Here is a 15,175-nt window from a genome sequence, read left to right as displayed (position 1 = left end):
TCGCTCCCTTAATCCCCGGATGCCATGACTCGTTCCTGCGCGGCTCAGGTCTGACAAGCGCGGCGAAACCGGACAGCGATCATTAGCGGTCGATTGACCGCGCGAACCGGTAGCTGGTCTGCTCGAACTTCAACGTGCGAAAGAAATTGTGGGCATTCCTCACCTCGATGTCGCTCATCGCTTCAAGCCGCGTGCAACCTGCCTTGCGGAGCGACTTCACGGCCTCATCGACCAGAGCGGTGGCAATGCCCTTTCTTCGGTATGCTTGCGCAACGAGGAGCAACGTCAGTCTGCCGACCAGCCCGTGCTGGATCGTGGGTATGACGGCCCAGGCGCAGCAACCGACGACTTCTCCGAATTCAGCGACAGCCATGTCGGCCTCCGCCTTGAGCGCTGCTTTCAGATTCCGGGCGACACCGAGTTCGTCCAGCTTTACTCTGGACAGCTGTCGCACCAACGGGACAAGCGCTTCCGCGTCGGCTGCCTTTGCGGGGCGGATGAGCAGTTTCGGTTGGGGCACCGGCGCAGGGTCGGAGCTGCGGTCGTTTGGACGCGATGCTGACCTGACAGTCGCAGCCGCTTTGGCCTCGTGTTTGCACCGATCTATTGGCGGTCCTTCGGCTTTTTTGCGACCTTGCGAATATCCTCTGTCGGGATTTTTTGGCTGTTTCTTAGACCTGCGTGTCGAGCGCGGCCGAATGGCCGATTCCATATCCTGGCCGTCGTCGTTATTGCTGCCTGCGGGTCGGGCTGTCGATACTGGTCTGGCCGGGGTGCTTTCCGCCGATGCCTTCCAGGTGCTGGCGGCACCGGCCCGCAGATAGGCCTCGATATCTTGCGCCGTCGCTTCCAGCCCTTGTGCGCCAATGCCGAACAACGGATTGCCGGCTGCATCGGTAAGCCCGAACTTGCCATAGTCGCCGACACCCGGTTTGCGCCTGCGTGATTTCACGAGCTTGAGGCCACGATGCTCGGCCATGTCGCGCAGTTTTTGGTCGATCGCCTCTTCTGCCATCTTGAGATAACCCTTGAGCCGGCGCCCGGTTCACGGGGCCCCGCCCCCGTCTGGGCGAGACCATCATCCGGCCTTGTTTCTGATTCGGCTCGTCGGCCGGCAGGGAACGCGACATCGGTAATTTCGCTGATTGCTGATGCGCGCCTGCCGTTTCAAAAACTCTTCGATGATCGAGCGGGTCACGTTCGATGATGAGGAGCACACGCTTTACATCTCGTTCCGTCAGACCGGCAAATATCTCTACTATCACGTGCCTGCCATCATCTTCGACGAGCTGTGCAAGGCCGGCTCGGCGGGAGCCTTTTTCAACGAAAGGATCAAGGGTCACTTCGCGTGCCGTCGCGACCCCGAGCGCCGACGTTTCGGGCCGACAGATTAAGGGCGCTCAAGCCTCTCCGAGCACCCGGTAGACCGACATCAGATGCTGTCCTGCAATGGCGCGCGCGCGAGGCGATCGCACAGTTTCCTCATTGGTTTCGTGGAGCATCGTCAGCATGTCGAGAACCTCCTGGCGCGGCATACCAGTTTCGAGCAAATGCGTGCCGATCAGCGCCAGCAAATTGCTCCAGAGTGTGATGGCACCCTCCGCGAAAGCATCATCACCGTCATCGTCGCTGCCGGATGCGTTTGGGTCTTTACCGGGCATGAGGTCACGCCCGCTTGCGCGTCGTCTTCGCTGGAGCCTTCACTGCTGGCTTCTTATCGGCGCTCTTCGCTGCCGTTTTGGCTGGCGCCTTCTTCCCAGCAGGCTTGGAATCGCCACTGCCCAGCGATTTTTTAAGTGCGGCCATCAAATCGACGACGTTGCTGCCGCGCGGGTCGCCTTCGCTATCGTCCGCATCGATATTGAGGGTCTTTCCTTTCTTCTTGCGTTCGATCAGATCCTTGAGCGCATCGACATAGCGGTCATGAAAATCGCTGGCATCGAACTTGCCGGTTTTCTTGTCGATCAGGGTCGTGGCAAGATCGAGGAGTTCATCATCAGGATCGCCATCGCCGATTTCGCGGAAATAGCTCGCTGCCTTGTTGACCTCATCGGCATAACGCAGGGTTTCCATGACCATTCCGCGACCGCAGGCCTTGATGCTGACGACATATTCCCGCCCGCGCATCGCTAGCTGGCCAAGTCCGATCTTTCGGCTGCGGCGGAGCGCCTCCCGCAGCACGATGAAGGCTTCCTCGGCCAGGTCGTCGGCCGGCACGACATAATAGGGCTTTTCGAAATAGATCGCGTCGATCTCGTGGCTATCGACAAACTGCGTCAGTTCGAGAGTTTTCTTGCTCTCGAGCTTGACGCCCTCGATCTCCTTCTCATCGAGCAGGACATATTCGCCCTTGGCATATTCAAAGCCTTTGACGATCTCATCCAGATCTACCGGGCCGATGCCGGGCACGACTTTCTCATATTTGATGCGCTTTCCCGACGGCTCATGAATTTGATTGAATGCAATGGTCGCGCCGCTCTTGGTCGCCGAATAGATTTCGACAGGGATCGAAACCAAGGCCAGTCTTATCTGGCCTTTCCAATAAGGTCGTGCAGCCATGATCGTCTCCAACTCGTTCTTCCGATAACTTTCTCCGATGGAGAGCGTTCCCACGCTCGAGGGCGACTTCGTTTACCGCCGTCAACGTCGAGTTTTGGTCGATGAAAGTCTTGCGGACTGGGACTGACTGACATTGCAGGAGTTCCTATACCTCGCTCGCCTTCCGCCCTCGTCTAAGCGGCCTGCTCGGCCTTACACTGTCTGGCATCACTCCGGCCCTTTGGCGGGCTTCTCGTCGCTTTTAACATCCCTTGCCGAAATGTCAGTGCAGCATTCGGCGCAAGGTGGGCACTAGCCGCCGAACGAGGTCGGACTTTGAAATCAGGGGCGCGGCAGGATGCGCGTGGACGGCTTGATGATCGAATGCGCCCGCGCAGAAAACATAGGGGATGTCATACAGATCCAGGTCATCCGCCAGTAAACCGGAGTCGCCTTCACCAAGCCGCACATCGAGCACCGCGCCGTCGGGCATCTCATCCGCTACTGCGCTAATGCCATCGGCCAGAGTGGTGTGGGGGCCGTCGACGACATAATGCGCGTCTTCCAGGAGTTCAGCGATCATCGCCGCGACGGCCGGGTCGTCCTCGACCAGTAAGATTTTGCGGTCCTCGGGATATTTCTCGGGCATGTCGCCTTACTCTATTCCAAAATAGGCGCGGTAGCGCTCGAAGCAGCGTGCTCCGCATCGCAATCGGATCAGCGCGCCCTCGGCCATGGCCGTGGCGCGCCGGGGTTCTTCTGCGACCAGAGGCGCGATCGCTTCATCATTCCAATCTCGGCTATGCTTAATGTCGAGTACGGCATGAAGGTCGAAATAGCGCCGCTCACTTCCTGAAAGCCCAATCCTCCGCAGGCCGCGGGCGGTAAGGGCCGAGCGGTCGGGCGCGGTCAGTTCGATAACGCCCAAGGCTCCTACGCTATGCCATGTATAGGCACGTAAAGACGCCATGGCAGTCATGGCGTTCGCCAACGCTAGGCTTTCCCAAACCGTGCTCTCGATGCGCGTATCAAGGTCGAGAATTTCGACCAGTTGGTCAAGCATGGGTCCATGCATGCCCTTGGCATTACCCCGGCCCATCTCATCCCAATAATTACGGGCCAATTCCAGCTTCGCGCGCGCGGGCAATTTCACCTGCGTCATCGCTACGAGGTCGTCGAAACCAGCCTCTCCAGCGGCTTCCTGTGACAGGAACCAACGCAACTGATTCCGATCTGCCTTATCCGCAAGCCAAGGGAAAAGGCGATCCTGCTGCCCGGGCCCGATCGCCTTGAGTTGCTCGAACCACCCGATAAAGCCGTCGGGATCGGTTGGCGCATCCGCGGCTTCATCGATCACCTCAGCCCGCAGTTTTTCCAGAAAGGCTTGCTGCAGCCGTTGCATGGTCATATCGTCGCCAAACGACGCTACAGACACATCCTGTGGAAATGCCGGCGCCAGCCGCCGTCTATTCCAGCGGCTCAGTTCTTCCTGAAAGTCTTGATCGAGAAATTGCGGGACATGATGTTTAAGCTGGGTAGCCACGAGGATGCCTTCCGATAGGATATCCCATAGAAAGCCGAGAACCTGACATCCGTTCCAGAAAATCCCATTGATCAAGATTAAGCCAGGCCCTTGGTATCGGCACTGGCTTCCAGAATTCTTCTGTGGATATCGCCGACCTCAAGTAAGCATCGCCCCTTCTCGGACTCTCAGCTGCAAATTTCCCGTTCCCAGGTGCGGCCCGTCCGCTTTGCCGATCAGGACGCTCGAGACCGGCCGTTAGTGGAATGTCCGCTTCGGTGCCGCGTTGCGGCTATAGCTGAATCTCATCCGGCATGGCGCACCGACCAGATCACGTCGTTCCGAACGTGTATCGGAACGGTCCAGTTAGGCGAGAGCATTTCAATCGCTGCGTTTTTGATTGTCTACACCTTCAACTGCGGTTCGGGAGTAACCGTGGCGCCGAGGCCGCCTTGCGCGGTTGGGGGATGAAGGGCTGATTGCCGCTCGGATAGGGAGCGGCGATGGATAACGAGATCGAAGGTGGACCAGCGAGCAGTCATATGAGTGCTCATACGAGCGGTCGTATGAGCACTCGGATTGAGGTCGTTGCGGGTCGGCGCCGGTGGACAGTGGAGCAGAAGCTGGCGATCCTGCGCGATGCCTTTGGCCCCGAGGGTTCGGTTGGCGATGCCTGCAAGCGGCACGCGATCGGCAGCGGGTCGATCTACACCTGGCGGCGGCAAGCGATGTCGGGTGAGCTTGGCGGTGCCAGACCTGCAGCATTGCCCACGTTCGCGGAGGTCGAGCTTTCTGTCCCTGTTCCAGCGTTGCCGGCGCCCGGCGGTCATATCGGGATCGAGCTGCCCTCGGGCGTGAAGCTGACCGTAGACGCCGGTGTTGATGCCGAGGCCCTGGCACGGGTCATTGCCGTTCTCACGCGATGATCCCACTGCCACCTTCCACCCGGATCTATCTGGCCTGTGGCGCCACCGACATGCGCAAGGGCTTTGACGGTCTGGCAGTGCTGGCCCAGCAGGTGCTGGAGCAGAGCCCGCATTCTGGGGCGCTATTTGCCTTCCGGGGCAAGCGTGGCGATCTGGTGAAGCTGCTCTGGTATGATGGCCAGGGCCTATGCCTGTTTTCCAAGCGGATGGACCGTGGCCGGTTCGTCTGGCCAGTGACGAAGACGGGCAAGGTCGGCCTGACCTCGGCGCAGCTTTCCATGCTGCTTGAAGGCATAGACTGGCGACGCCCGGAACGGACAGCCGCGCCGCTGCTGGCGGGCTAAAAAGTGCGGATTCCTGTGGGTTTATCTGGCATCGATGGTGCCGCTTTGATACTATTCCGAGGTGTCGGATCGAAGCTCTTCCCCCGTCGATAAGGACGCCCGCATCGCCGAGCTGGAGGCAGCTCTGGCGGCCCGCGACACGCTGATCGATACCTTGCGTTTCCAACTGGCCCATCTCCGGCGGCTCACCTTTGGCCAGTCTTCGGAGAAGCTGACCCTCCAGATCGAACAGCTCGAACTCACCCTTGAGGAGTTGGAAGGCGAAGCGGAGCTTGCCGATATCCGCAAAGTCCAGGCGGATCAGAGGGAACGACCGGCGCCGGTCCGCGCCTTGCCGGCGCATCTGCCGCGAGCCGAACGCCGGATCGAGCCGGAAGCAGGCACCTGCACCTGTCCTTCCTGCGGAGGCGCCCTGCGTCCGCTCGGGCAGGACAGCGACGAGATGCTCGATGTCGCGCCGGTGCAATGGCGCGTCATCCGCACCGTCCGTCCTAAATATAGCTGCCGATCCTGCGAGCAGATCGTGCAAGCCCCGGCGCCCGTAAAGGCGATTGCCCGGGGCAAGGCCAGCTTCGCCACACTCGCCCATGTCGTCGTCGCCAAGTTCGATCATCATCTCCCCCTCTATCGCCAGGCCGAGATGATGGCGGCACAGGGCCTCGATATCGACCGATCGACGCTGGCAGGCTGGGCAGCACAGGCCGCACATCTGCTTGACCCGATCGTCAGTCGCATCCGGGAAGAAGGGATCAAGGCCGGCAAGATCCATGTCGATGACACGCCCGTTCCTATGCTGATGCCCGGCAAGGGCAAGACGGTGCAGGCGAGGCTCTGGGCCTATGTCGTCGATAATCGTGCCGCTGGCGCATCGACGCCGGCGCTGGCTTGGTATCGCTTCACTCCCGATCGCAGCGGCGTCCACCCGCAAAGCGAGCTCAAGGACTTTACCGGGCTGCTACAGGCTGATGCCTATGCGGGCTTCGACAAGCTCTACAGGGGCAACCGCATTCGGGAAGTCGCCTGCTGGGCGCATTTCCGGCGCAAGATATTCGAGAACCACGCCACCAGCCCGACGCCGTTGACGAGCAACCTGCTGGATCGGATCGCCGCGCTCTACCGGATCGAGGAAGAGATACGCGGGCAGCCGCCTGACCAGCGCCGTCGGCATAGACAGGACAGAAGCAGGCAGCAGGTGAACGAGTTACGCTCGATCATCGACGATGCGCTGCGCCGCCTGTCGCCCAAGTCCAACATGGCCAAGGCGCTCAGCTATGGCCGCAAGCGCTGGGATGCGCTCACCCGCTACATCGACGAGGGCATTGCCGAGATCGACAACAACATCGCCGAGCGCGCGATCCGCCCCATGGCGATCGGCCGCAAAAACTGGATCTTTGCCGGATCGAAGGCTGGCGGCGAACGGGCTGCCGCCATCTATTCCGTCATCGAGACTGCCAAACTCAATGGCATCGAACCGCAGGCCTACATCGCCGATGTCATCGAGAAGATAGCTGGCGACTGGCCCGCTACTCGCTGGGATGAGCTCATGCCGTGGAACTGGCAGCCAACCCACCAGGACTTCGCTCAAGCCGCATAGCGGTACTCAGGCCACGCTTACGTTCGGGATTCTAGCGTCAAAGGCCATCATGGCTATCACGGCCGCAATCGCGGGCTCATCTTCCGTCCCCTAGTAGCCAAGCGGCCTAAGCTCGCGGATCAAATCGACCAGCAGCCGCAGACCCGTCGGCACGTTCCTGCGCGATGAATAATACAGGTGGAACGCTGGCCCGGTCGATGCCCAATCCGGCAGCGCGATCTCAAGTTGCCCCGCCGCGACCAAAGGCTGACCAGTGGTTCGGAAAGATAGGTAAGGCCCGCGCCGGCCAGGACGGCGGGCAGCGCAGCGTCGGCATTGTTCACGGTGATCATGCCAGGCACGTCGATCGCCACGCTCTCGTCGGCCTTGTCCAGTTCCCACTTGTAGATGCTGTCGTCCCCCAGCCTGATGCGCAGGCAGCGATGTTCGGCGAGGTCGTTGGGATGCTGGGGTCTTCCGAACCGTTCAAAATAGGACGGAGCACCAACGATCACCCAGTCTATTTCGCCTGATAGTCGTTGCGCTATCATGTCCTCAGGAACAGTCCCGCCATACCTGATACCCGCATCAAAGCCGCTGTCGATGACATCGACGATGTGATTGTCGACCGAGATTTCGAGTTCGACGTCCGGGTAGCGCTCCATGAATACCGGCAGGATCGGGCTGACGAGAAGGGCGGCCGCATCCGCCATCATATTGATCCTGATGCGACCTGCCGGGGCGTCACGGAACCGGTTGAGAGTCTCGAAGGCATCGCCGATCACGTTGACCGGATCCGAGATGGCTTGCAGCAGTTGTTCGCCCGCGGCTGTGAGCGTCACCGATCGGTTCGTCCGGTTGAGAAGGCGCAGGCCCAAACGAGTCTCGAAGGCTTTTAGCGCATGGCTCAGCGCCGAGGAACTTACGCCAAGTTCCAAACCCGCCCGCCGGAAACTGCGGTGGCGAGCAATAGCGATGAAATACGCGCAGTCCGCCAGATCGGATCGATTGATTTGCACAGTGGGCTGCCGACCTCCAATTTACCGTCGAAAAGCCCTGCTGTTGTCTCGCCGGACCGACGAGCATCGAAACGTCGGTGTGAGCGGAGCTGCAGGGCACGGCAAACCTTACGCCACGTGCAGCCGCTTTGACGATGAGAATTTCTCACGTTGGCATCGCGAGATCCACCCCTAATCCTTTTTCGGTTCGTGCGTTAAATCCACCATGACGATGCGACGGCCGTGAGAGGCCAAGTCCCATCGCTGGCAACATCGCAGAGACAGGTAGCGCGCCGTGCTTCGTGGGCGCGGGCGGTCGTCTGCGCGCGTCGGGAGACGGTCAATGGACGACACGCAGAACGCAGGTATCGACGGCGCGACAGCGTCGGCGCTCAGCACCCCAAAGCTTACGATTGTGTCGGCAACTTCAGCTTTGCTTTTGACGAGCTTGCTCCTGGCGCTCGCCTCAAGCCTGTCCGCACTAGCGCCCTATCCCTATGCGCTGAACGCGTCCGCCCCGGTCCTGTTTGGCAGCATCTCGCTGGCGCTCCTGATCGGCGCAGGCGTCGCAATCGCACTAAGGAACTCGGTCGGCACCCCGATGATCGCGATTACCAGCGCGGTGTTGAGCGTCATCGCAGTCGTCATCGTCAACGGCAACCCGCAGTGGGGTCTTGCTGGCCTGTTTCTGCTTGTTTTGCTCTCAGGATTGGCATTCCTCTCCGGCGCACTTCGCGCGCTGGAAGCGTCGGCGTTAAACTCACTGATTGGTATGTTCCTCCCGCTGATAATTGCGGCGGCGGCCTTCACGGTCATCGCCCCTATTGCCGCGAAATCGAACGCGCTTGCCCTTTGTAGCGTCGCCACCTCCGCTCTTTCTGTGGTCACGGCTGCATTCACACTGCGTGTCCGTCATCGCGCCGTTCAAGACGGCTGAGGCAAATGTATCAAGAACATCAAGTGCTCGGCGCCGGAGGCGTGTTTGCCGCCAACGCCAGCGAGCAAAACACTAGATGGGGCGCTGTTTACGCGGTCGCTTTGAGTGTCGCCGGCATCATCACGGCTGAGCTTCTGCCAGCCAGCCTGCTCACCCCGATTGCGTCAGACCTCGCAATTAGCGCGGGTATGGCAGGTCAGTCGATCAGTGCAACCGCTGTGGCCGCGTTGTTTGCCAGCCTGTTCACCTCAAGGGTGATAGCGAAGGTCGATCGCCGGGTCGTGTTGTTATCCTTCTCTGTCCTTATGGCCCTGTCGAGCGCGCTGACGGCGATAGCCACCAGCTTTGCTGTGCTGATGATCGCTCGCGTAATATTAGGTGTCGCGCTGGGTGGATTCTGGTCGATGGCCGCAGCCGTCGCAGCACGGCTAGTCCCACCACAGGCGTTGCCGAAAGCGCTGTCGATCATCTTCGGCGGGGTCTCTGTCGCCCTCGTCGCATCAGCGCCGCTTGGTAGCTTTCTTGGCGGTATGCTTGGCTGGAGGGCTATATTCGCTGCTGCCGCAGTTCTTGGCAGCTTGTGCTGGCTCTGGCAGTGGGCGGCACTTCCACAGATGCTGCCAGGTGAGCAGGCTCAGAACAGCAGCATCGTCGCCGTGGCAAAGCGCCCACAGGTCGGCACGGCGCTCCTCGCTATCACGACAGTGTTCGCCGCGCAGTTCGCCTTCTTCACCTACATGCGACCGTTTTTTGAGGGCGTGACCCATCTCAGCCACACGTCGTTGTCCGCGATCCTATTGCTTTTCGGACTGGGCAATCTGGCCGGGACAGCCGCGTCTGGGCCGGCACTTTCCCGTAGCCTCAGGGGAACGCTGCTGTTTGCGCCAATAGCGCTGTCGCTATCCGCGGCGGGCTTGATCCTCCTGGGTGCCGCAGCCGTGGAAGCCAGCATACTCACGGCGATTTGGGGCTTCGCATTCGGCATGGTCCCAGTCGCTTGGTCGACCTGGATTGCGCGCAATCTCCCCGACGCCTCGGAGGCCGCAGGTGGCCTTCAGGTCGCGGTGATCCAACTCGCAAACACGGGCGGCGCTGTCGCGGGAGGGATGCTGCTCGATCGCAGTGGCCCGCTGGCCCCGCTCATCGTCTCCGCCACGCTTTTCGCCCTTACCGCATTGATCGTCGGACTGGGCCTCTACCGGACGCCACGTCCGGCAACCGCCAAAGGAATCTTGTAAGTGTTCTCGTTCAAGGATCAGGTTGCAATCGTCACCGGTGCAGCGTCTGGCATCGGCCTACAAACTGCACGCGCTTTCGCGGAGGCTGGAGCCAGCGTCACTATCGCCGATCTGGACGGTCAGGCGGCTGAACGCGCCGCTGCTGAACTTCGGCAAAACGGCCACAACGCGATCGGCATAGCTTGCGACGTTTCGGACGAGGCCTCCGTCGAGACGATGGTGCAGGCTAACCAACAGGCGTTTGGTCGCTTGGACTTCGCCTTCAATAATGCCGGCATCCACGTCGGGATTGCTGAGACGGCCGATTTGGAGGCCGTGGATTTCGACCGCATCATCGGCGTGAACCTGCGCGGCGTGTTCAACTGCATGAAGCATGAGCTTCGTCAGATGCGCGAACAGGGAAGCGGCGCGATCGTGAATTGCTCTTCGCAGAGCGGCACGGTCGGCATTCCTGGCCTGAGCGCATATACGGCGTCAAAGCATGGTGTGATCGGGCTGACGCGCGCGGCTGCGCTGGAATATGCCCCTAAGGGCATCCGCATCAATGCGATCTGCCCCGGCACCACGGAGACACCTCTGGTGCAGGGCTTGATGGAGCGCGAGCCGGGTCGGCTTGATGCAGTGATCGCGGACATTCCCGTTGGCCGCATGGGCAGCCAGGCCGAGATTTCCTCCGCCGTCCTTTGGCTGTGCAGCCCCGGCGCCGGTTTCATGATCGGCCAGATCGTCGCGCCCGACGGTGGTTACACCGCGCGCTGATCGCTTCCCACAATCTCATCTCAGAAGGAACTCGCCATGAATGATCAGCCTCATCTTCGCCTGAACACAGGCGCCAACATGCCAGCGCTTGGCTTCGGCACGTTCGCGATCAAACCAGAAGATACACGCGCTGCCGTGCGGACCGCTATCGAGACCGGCTACCGGCTGATCGACACCGCTGCCAACTACAAGAACGAGGCCGAGGTCGGCCAAGCCATCGCCGACAGCGGCCTTGATCGTGGCGAGCTTTTTGTGACCACGAAGCTCTGGATTGAGGATTATGGTCACGAACATGCGCTGCGCGGGTTCGAGGCGAGCATGGAGGCGCTGAGCCTCGAATACATCGACCTGTATCTTCTGCACTGGCCGCTTCCGATGGATTTTGAGCGGACGATTGCCGCTTTCAACGCGCTTGAGCCTGCGCTCATCAGTGGGCGCATCCGCGCGCTCGGGGTGAGCAATTTCAACCCTGAGCATCTCGACGAGCTATCGCATCACACGGACGTGGTGCCGGCGGTAAACCAGGTCGAGCTAAGCCCTCTGCTGAGCCAGCGCGTGGTCAAGGCTGCAAATGCTTCGCGCGGCATCATCACGGAGGCCTGGTCGCCTATCGGCGGTCAGAAGCGCGTCGGTGATGTGCTGAGAAACTCATCGATAGCGTCGATCGCCGAGAAGCATGGCAAGACACCCATTCAGGTCGTGCTCCGCTGGCACATTCAGCAGGGCAACGTCGTCATCCCCCGCTCGATCAATCCCGACCATATCGCCAGCAACTTCGACGTCTTTGGGTTCGCACTCACTGACAGCGAGATGCGCGCGATCGACGGCATGAACATCAACGAGCGTGGCGGCCCTGACCCCGAGACGTTCGACGTGGCAGCCTACCAGAAGATCCTCGCAAGCCGATCGTAAGCGCTGAAGTTCGACCAACCGGTCGCCTCTCCAAACGTAATCAAGAAGCGGAGTTCCCATGACCACGAGACGCAGCTTTTTGGCCGCCGCAACCGCGGCCTCCCTCACTCCCGCTATCTTGTCGGCACAGGCCCGGCATGGCCAGTCTCAGGGTGCGAATGGCACAGTTCCGCTGGTCACGCTCAACAACGGCGTGAAGATGCCGATCCTGGGTTTCGGCACCTTCCACGTAAAGCCGGTAGAGGCGGCGCAGATGGTTCAAACCGCCATGGGTGCGGGCTTTCGGCTGATCGACACGGCAAAAAACTACGGCAACGAGGCTGAGGTTGGCGACGGCATCGCTCGCAGCGGCGTCGCCCGCAACGAACTCTTCATCACCACCAAGCTCTGGATCGAGGACTTTGGCTACGATCAGGCGATGCGGGCATTCGACCTCAGCATAAGCAAGCTGAAGCTCGACTACCTCGATCTTTATCTACTGCATTGGCCCGTGCCGATGGATTTCGGCAAGACGATTGCCGCCTATAAGGCGCTCGAGAAGCTGAATGCGGACGGTTGCATCCGGGCAATCGGCGTGAGCAATTTCAACGAAAACCACCTCGACAACCTGAAGGCGGCGACCTCTGTGGTCCCGGCAGTCAATCAGATCGAAATCAATCCGTCGCTCAGCCAACAGCCTATGCGAGCCGCTAATGCCCGGCGCGGCATCGCGACCGAAAGCTGGTCGCCACTGGGCGGCGAAAAGAATGTCGGTCGGCATATTGCGAACTCGACCATCCGTGAGATCGCAACGAAGCACGGAAAGTCTCCCGTTCAGGTCATCATCCGCTGGCATATCGAACGTGGCCTGATCGTCATCCCACGTTCCACGAATCCTTCTCATATCGCTGAGAATTTCGACGTTCTCGATTTCACGCTCAGCGAGAGCGAGTTGGCGTCCATCGATCGGATCAACGTTAACGAGCGCAGTGGTCCCAATCCCGACACGTTCGACGTGGAAGCCTATCGGAAACTCATCGCAGGTCGCGCGCAACAGGCTCGCTGAACATCAATTTGAAAGCCGGAGATCATCTCATGCCAAAAGCAATAGGCGCGGTGCTCATTTCGTTGGGACTTCTGACGGCTGGTAATGCCGCAGCAAAAGGGCGTTCGGAAATGCAGATCAATCGAAAGTTAGAGATGCAGGCGACGAGCGCGCCTGCTCAGAACTTCACCGGGACGGTGACCATCACGGGACAGTTCAAGCGGGATCAACCCTCTCGCATCACCGGCGCGGTCGTCGAGTTCAAGCCGGGTGCCCGAACCGCGTGGCACTCCCACCCGCTTGGCCAAACCCTGATAGTTACCGAGGGTGTGGGCTGGACGCAGGTTGAAGGTGAGCCAATCGTCGAATTTCAGGCGGGAGACATCCTGCTTTGCCCGGCCGATAAGAAGCACTGGCATGGTGCAACGCCGACGCAAGGGATGACCCATGTCGCTGTTCAGGAAGCGCTCGACGGGAAAAATGTGACCTGGATGGAGAAGGTGACGGACGCTCAGTACCTGATCGGGCCGCCGAACGGCTGAGGCGTAGCCTCTCGGGCCTTCGCTCTTTACGATCTTGGCAGGCATGCTCGACGACATGATACTGCATGATTGATCTCGTAGCGGCGCGACGAGGCATCATCCCATGAGTTTCCGGCTGCAGCTGCGGATTTTCCCGGAAGCTGCCATTTATTGCGATCGACAGATTGCGCCTGCTGGTAGACCTACCCCTGCTGGATGAAGGTGACGACCTCGCTGATCGGCGGGCGCGCCACCGAGAGATCGGCCTCGACTCCCGCAGATTGGCGACGTTCTTCGTTCTAGCAGAAATCTGCGAGAATGTATCGAAGCTACAAGACCTTCAGCCCGCATGCTGCTACTCACCCCCAAAGGGAGGCCGCAAAAAGGTCTGCCAAAGGCTTATGAGGGTTTCCCGTGACGCAACATCTTCCCCGCCTTTCGACCGGGATCTCGGGTTTGGATACCATCTTCGGAGGCGGGTTTGTCGAGGGCTCATCTTATATTGTCCAAGGGCAGCCGGGCGCTGGTAAGACAATCCTGGGCAACCAAATCGCCTTTGCGTGCGCGAAGGAAGGCAAGAAGGTGCTTTACATCACGCTGCTTGCCGAAACGCATGACCGATTGTTCCAATCGCTATCCACGCTGACCTTTTTTGAGAAGGAACAGCTGGGCGGCAATGTCGTCTATCTGAGTGTCTTCCAGACTTTGAAGAATGAAGGGCTGGACGCGGTGGTCGACCTGTTGCGCAAGGAGACCAAGCGTCACGGCGCCTCGCTCATTGTTTTCGACGGCCTCCTCAATGCGCGAGATCGCGCCGAGTCTCAGCTCGACGTCAAGACTTTCGTCGCGGAGGTGCAGAGCCAGGCGGCCTTTGTCGGTTGCACGGTCCTTTTTCTTACGAGCGCGCGAGTTGAGGACGACAGCCCCGAGCATACGATGGTCGATGGCGTTCTTGAGCTGCATGAGGAGCTGGTCGGTGTTCGCACGGTCCGACGTGCCCGCTTGCGCAAAAGCCGTGGTAGTGCCGCGCTAGGTGGCTATCACCAATATGAGATAACCGACATCGGGCTCTCGGTATTCCCGCGGCTCGAGGCGGCGTTCCGCACACCGTCGGTCATAGATAGCCCAAACCCACAGCCGCTGTCATCCGGCGTCGAAGGGCTCGATCCGCTGACCGGGGGTGGCTTACCTCGCGGTTCGACCACCTTGTTGATAGGCCCTTCCGGGTCAGGGAAGACGTCTTTTGGCATCAACTTCCTTGCACAATCGACTGAGGCAGAGCCAGGCCTTCATTTTGGTTTCTATGAGACGCCCGATCGTCTCTTGCTCAAGGCCAAAGCACTAGGGCTTGATCTCAAGGCCAAAACCGAGGCCGGGCAAGTCGAAATCTTGTGGCAACCGCTCACCGAAAATCTGCTCGACAAGCTTGCTTACCGCCTCCTCGACGCCGTCACCGCACGGGGCGTGAAACGCCTTTTCCTCGACTCACTAGGCGGGTTCGAGCGTGCCGCGATCCAACGCGCGCGCTTGGTGGAATTTTTTGCGGCCCTGACGAACGAACTTAGGGCTTTGGGCGTTACAACGATCGGTACGTGGGAATTGCGTGACCTTTTCGCCTCCGAGGTAGCAGCCCCCGGACCCGAGATATCCAGTCTGCTCGATAATCTGATCATGATGCGACAAGTCGAAATCCGGTCCGAGTATAAGCGGGTCCTTTCCGTTCTGAAGATTCGCGACCAGTCCTATGAGGCGGCGCCGCAGGAGGTGATCATCGACGGGCATGGCCTGGCCATTAAAGGCCCGTTCGAGCTTGCTACCGGCATCTCGACCGGCCTCGCACGGCCACTCGAGGTTTGACCCATTTCCTCAATCTGAGCCGATTG

17 protein-coding genes are annotated in these 15,175 nt (G+C 60.1%); 11 read left to right on the top strand and 6 right to left on the bottom strand.

Translation table 11 applies throughout. From position 1 onward, the window contains the following. Positions 1–82 precede the first annotated feature (82 nt). Positions 83–1,015 carry a GNAT family N-acetyltransferase gene (locus tag ACI6S0_RS06330; RefSeq protein ID WP_017502224.1) on the bottom strand — a complete coding sequence of 311 codons (933 nt, stop codon included), beginning with the start codon at positions 1,013–1,015 and terminating at the stop codon, positions 83–85. Positions 1,016–1,181: 166 nt separating this feature from the next. On the opposite strand from ACI6S0_RS06330, the gene ACI6S0_RS06325 reads away from it, so the two are divergent. Then, positions 1,182–1,394 (top strand): KTSC domain-containing protein, encoded by a 213-nt coding sequence (locus ACI6S0_RS06325; protein WP_017502225.1) that lies wholly within the window; start codon positions 1,182–1,184, stop codon positions 1,392–1,394. 6 nt (positions 1,395–1,400) lie between these two features. Here ACI6S0_RS06325 and ACI6S0_RS06320 read toward each other — a convergent pair whose 3' ends face one another. From ACI6S0_RS06320 to ACI6S0_RS06305, 4 genes are all read right to left on the bottom strand, one after another. Continuing rightward, positions 1,401–1,661, bottom strand: coding sequence for a hypothetical protein (locus tag ACI6S0_RS06320; RefSeq protein WP_017502226.1), 261 nt, complete (start codon positions 1,659–1,661; stop codon positions 1,401–1,403). 4 nt (positions 1,662–1,665) lie between these two features. Next, on the bottom strand, positions 1,666–2,559 hold the full coding sequence (locus ACI6S0_RS06315) for a Ku protein (protein WP_026109394.1): 894 nt from the start codon (positions 2,557–2,559) through the stop codon (positions 1,666–1,668). Between the two features lie 262 nt (positions 2,560–2,821). Beyond that, a complete protein-coding gene (locus tag ACI6S0_RS06310) occupies positions 2,822–3,187 on the bottom strand; it encodes a response regulator transcription factor (protein WP_017502228.1) in 366 nt (121 codons plus the stop codon). 6 nt (positions 3,188–3,193) lie between these two features. After that, positions 3,194–4,081, bottom strand: a complete 888-nt coding sequence (locus ACI6S0_RS06305; protein WP_293919458.1) for an iron-containing redox enzyme family protein — start codon at positions 4,079–4,081, stop codon at positions 3,194–3,196. 482 nt (positions 4,082–4,563) lie between these two features. Here ACI6S0_RS06305 and tnpA point away from each other — a divergent pair, with 482 nt between their 5' ends. The 3 genes from tnpA to tnpC all read left to right on the top strand — a co-directional run bounded on the left by tnpA (position 4,564) and on the right by tnpC (position 6,924). Continuing rightward, positions 4,564–4,986, top strand: a complete 423-nt coding sequence (tnpA, locus tag ACI6S0_RS06300) for an IS66-like element accessory protein TnpA (RefSeq protein ID WP_017503764.1) — start codon at positions 4,564–4,566, stop codon at positions 4,984–4,986. Next, positions 4,983–5,330, top strand: coding sequence for an IS66 family insertion sequence element accessory protein TnpB (gene tnpB / locus ACI6S0_RS06295; protein ID WP_009824048.1), 348 nt, complete (start codon positions 4,983–4,985; stop codon positions 5,328–5,330). The genes tnpA and tnpB overlap by 4 nt, the downstream gene beginning before the upstream one ends. Positions 5,331–5,391: 61 nt before the next feature. Beyond that, on the top strand, positions 5,392–6,924 hold the full coding sequence (gene tnpC / locus ACI6S0_RS06290) for an IS66 family transposase (protein WP_434405288.1): 1,533 nt from the start codon (positions 5,392–5,394) through the stop codon (positions 6,922–6,924). Positions 6,925–7,043: 119 nt separating this feature from the next. On the opposite strand, the gene ACI6S0_RS06285 is transcribed toward tnpC, so the two are convergent. Continuing rightward, the gene (locus tag ACI6S0_RS06285; protein WP_434405287.1) at positions 7,044–7,922 is read right to left on the bottom strand and encodes a LysR family transcriptional regulator; all 879 of its coding nucleotides are present in this window, start codon (positions 7,920–7,922) and stop codon (positions 7,044–7,046) included. Positions 7,923–8,244: 322 nt separating this feature from the next. Between ACI6S0_RS06285 and ACI6S0_RS06280 the strand changes: the two genes are divergently transcribed. From ACI6S0_RS06280 to ACI6S0_RS06250, 7 genes are all read left to right on the top strand, one after another. Continuing rightward, positions 8,245–8,838 (top strand): hypothetical protein, encoded by a 594-nt coding sequence (locus ACI6S0_RS06280; protein WP_017502231.1) that lies wholly within the window; start codon positions 8,245–8,247, stop codon positions 8,836–8,838. A gap of 5 nt (positions 8,839–8,843) precedes the next feature. After that, entirely contained in the window at positions 8,844–10,076 is a 1,233-nt protein-coding gene (locus tag ACI6S0_RS06275; protein ID WP_017502232.1) for an MFS transporter, read from the top strand. Next, the gene (locus tag ACI6S0_RS06270; RefSeq protein ID WP_017502233.1) at positions 10,077–10,835 is read left to right on the top strand and encodes an SDR family NAD(P)-dependent oxidoreductase; all 759 of its coding nucleotides are present in this window, start codon (positions 10,077–10,079) and stop codon (positions 10,833–10,835) included. It begins immediately after the preceding gene. Positions 10,836–10,871: 36 nt separating this feature from the next. Continuing rightward, positions 10,872–11,747, top strand: coding sequence for an aldo/keto reductase (locus tag ACI6S0_RS06265; protein WP_017502234.1), 876 nt, complete (start codon positions 10,872–10,874; stop codon positions 11,745–11,747). Positions 11,748–11,805: 58 nt separating this feature from the next. Continuing rightward, positions 11,806–12,792: an aldo/keto reductase gene (locus ACI6S0_RS06260; protein WP_081600938.1), complete on the top strand. Its 987-nt coding sequence runs from the start codon at positions 11,806–11,808 to the stop codon at positions 12,790–12,792. 29 nt (positions 12,793–12,821) lie between these two features. Then, positions 12,822–13,313: a (R)-mandelonitrile lyase gene (locus ACI6S0_RS06255; protein WP_293919453.1), complete on the top strand. Its 492-nt coding sequence runs from the start codon at positions 12,822–12,824 to the stop codon at positions 13,311–13,313. A 393-nt stretch (positions 13,314–13,706) separates the two neighbouring features. After that, positions 13,707–15,149 (top strand): ATPase domain-containing protein, encoded by a 1,443-nt coding sequence (locus ACI6S0_RS06250; protein ID WP_293919454.1) that lies wholly within the window; start codon positions 13,707–13,709, stop codon positions 15,147–15,149. Positions 15,150–15,175: the final 26 nt, after the last annotated feature.

It is taken from the genome of Sphingobium sp. DN12, from assembly GCF_051058005.1.
GTDB lineage: Bacteria > Pseudomonadota > Alphaproteobacteria > Sphingomonadales > Sphingomonadaceae > Sphingobium > Sphingobium yanoikuyae.
This window is presented reverse-complemented; position numbering and strand designations above follow the sequence as displayed.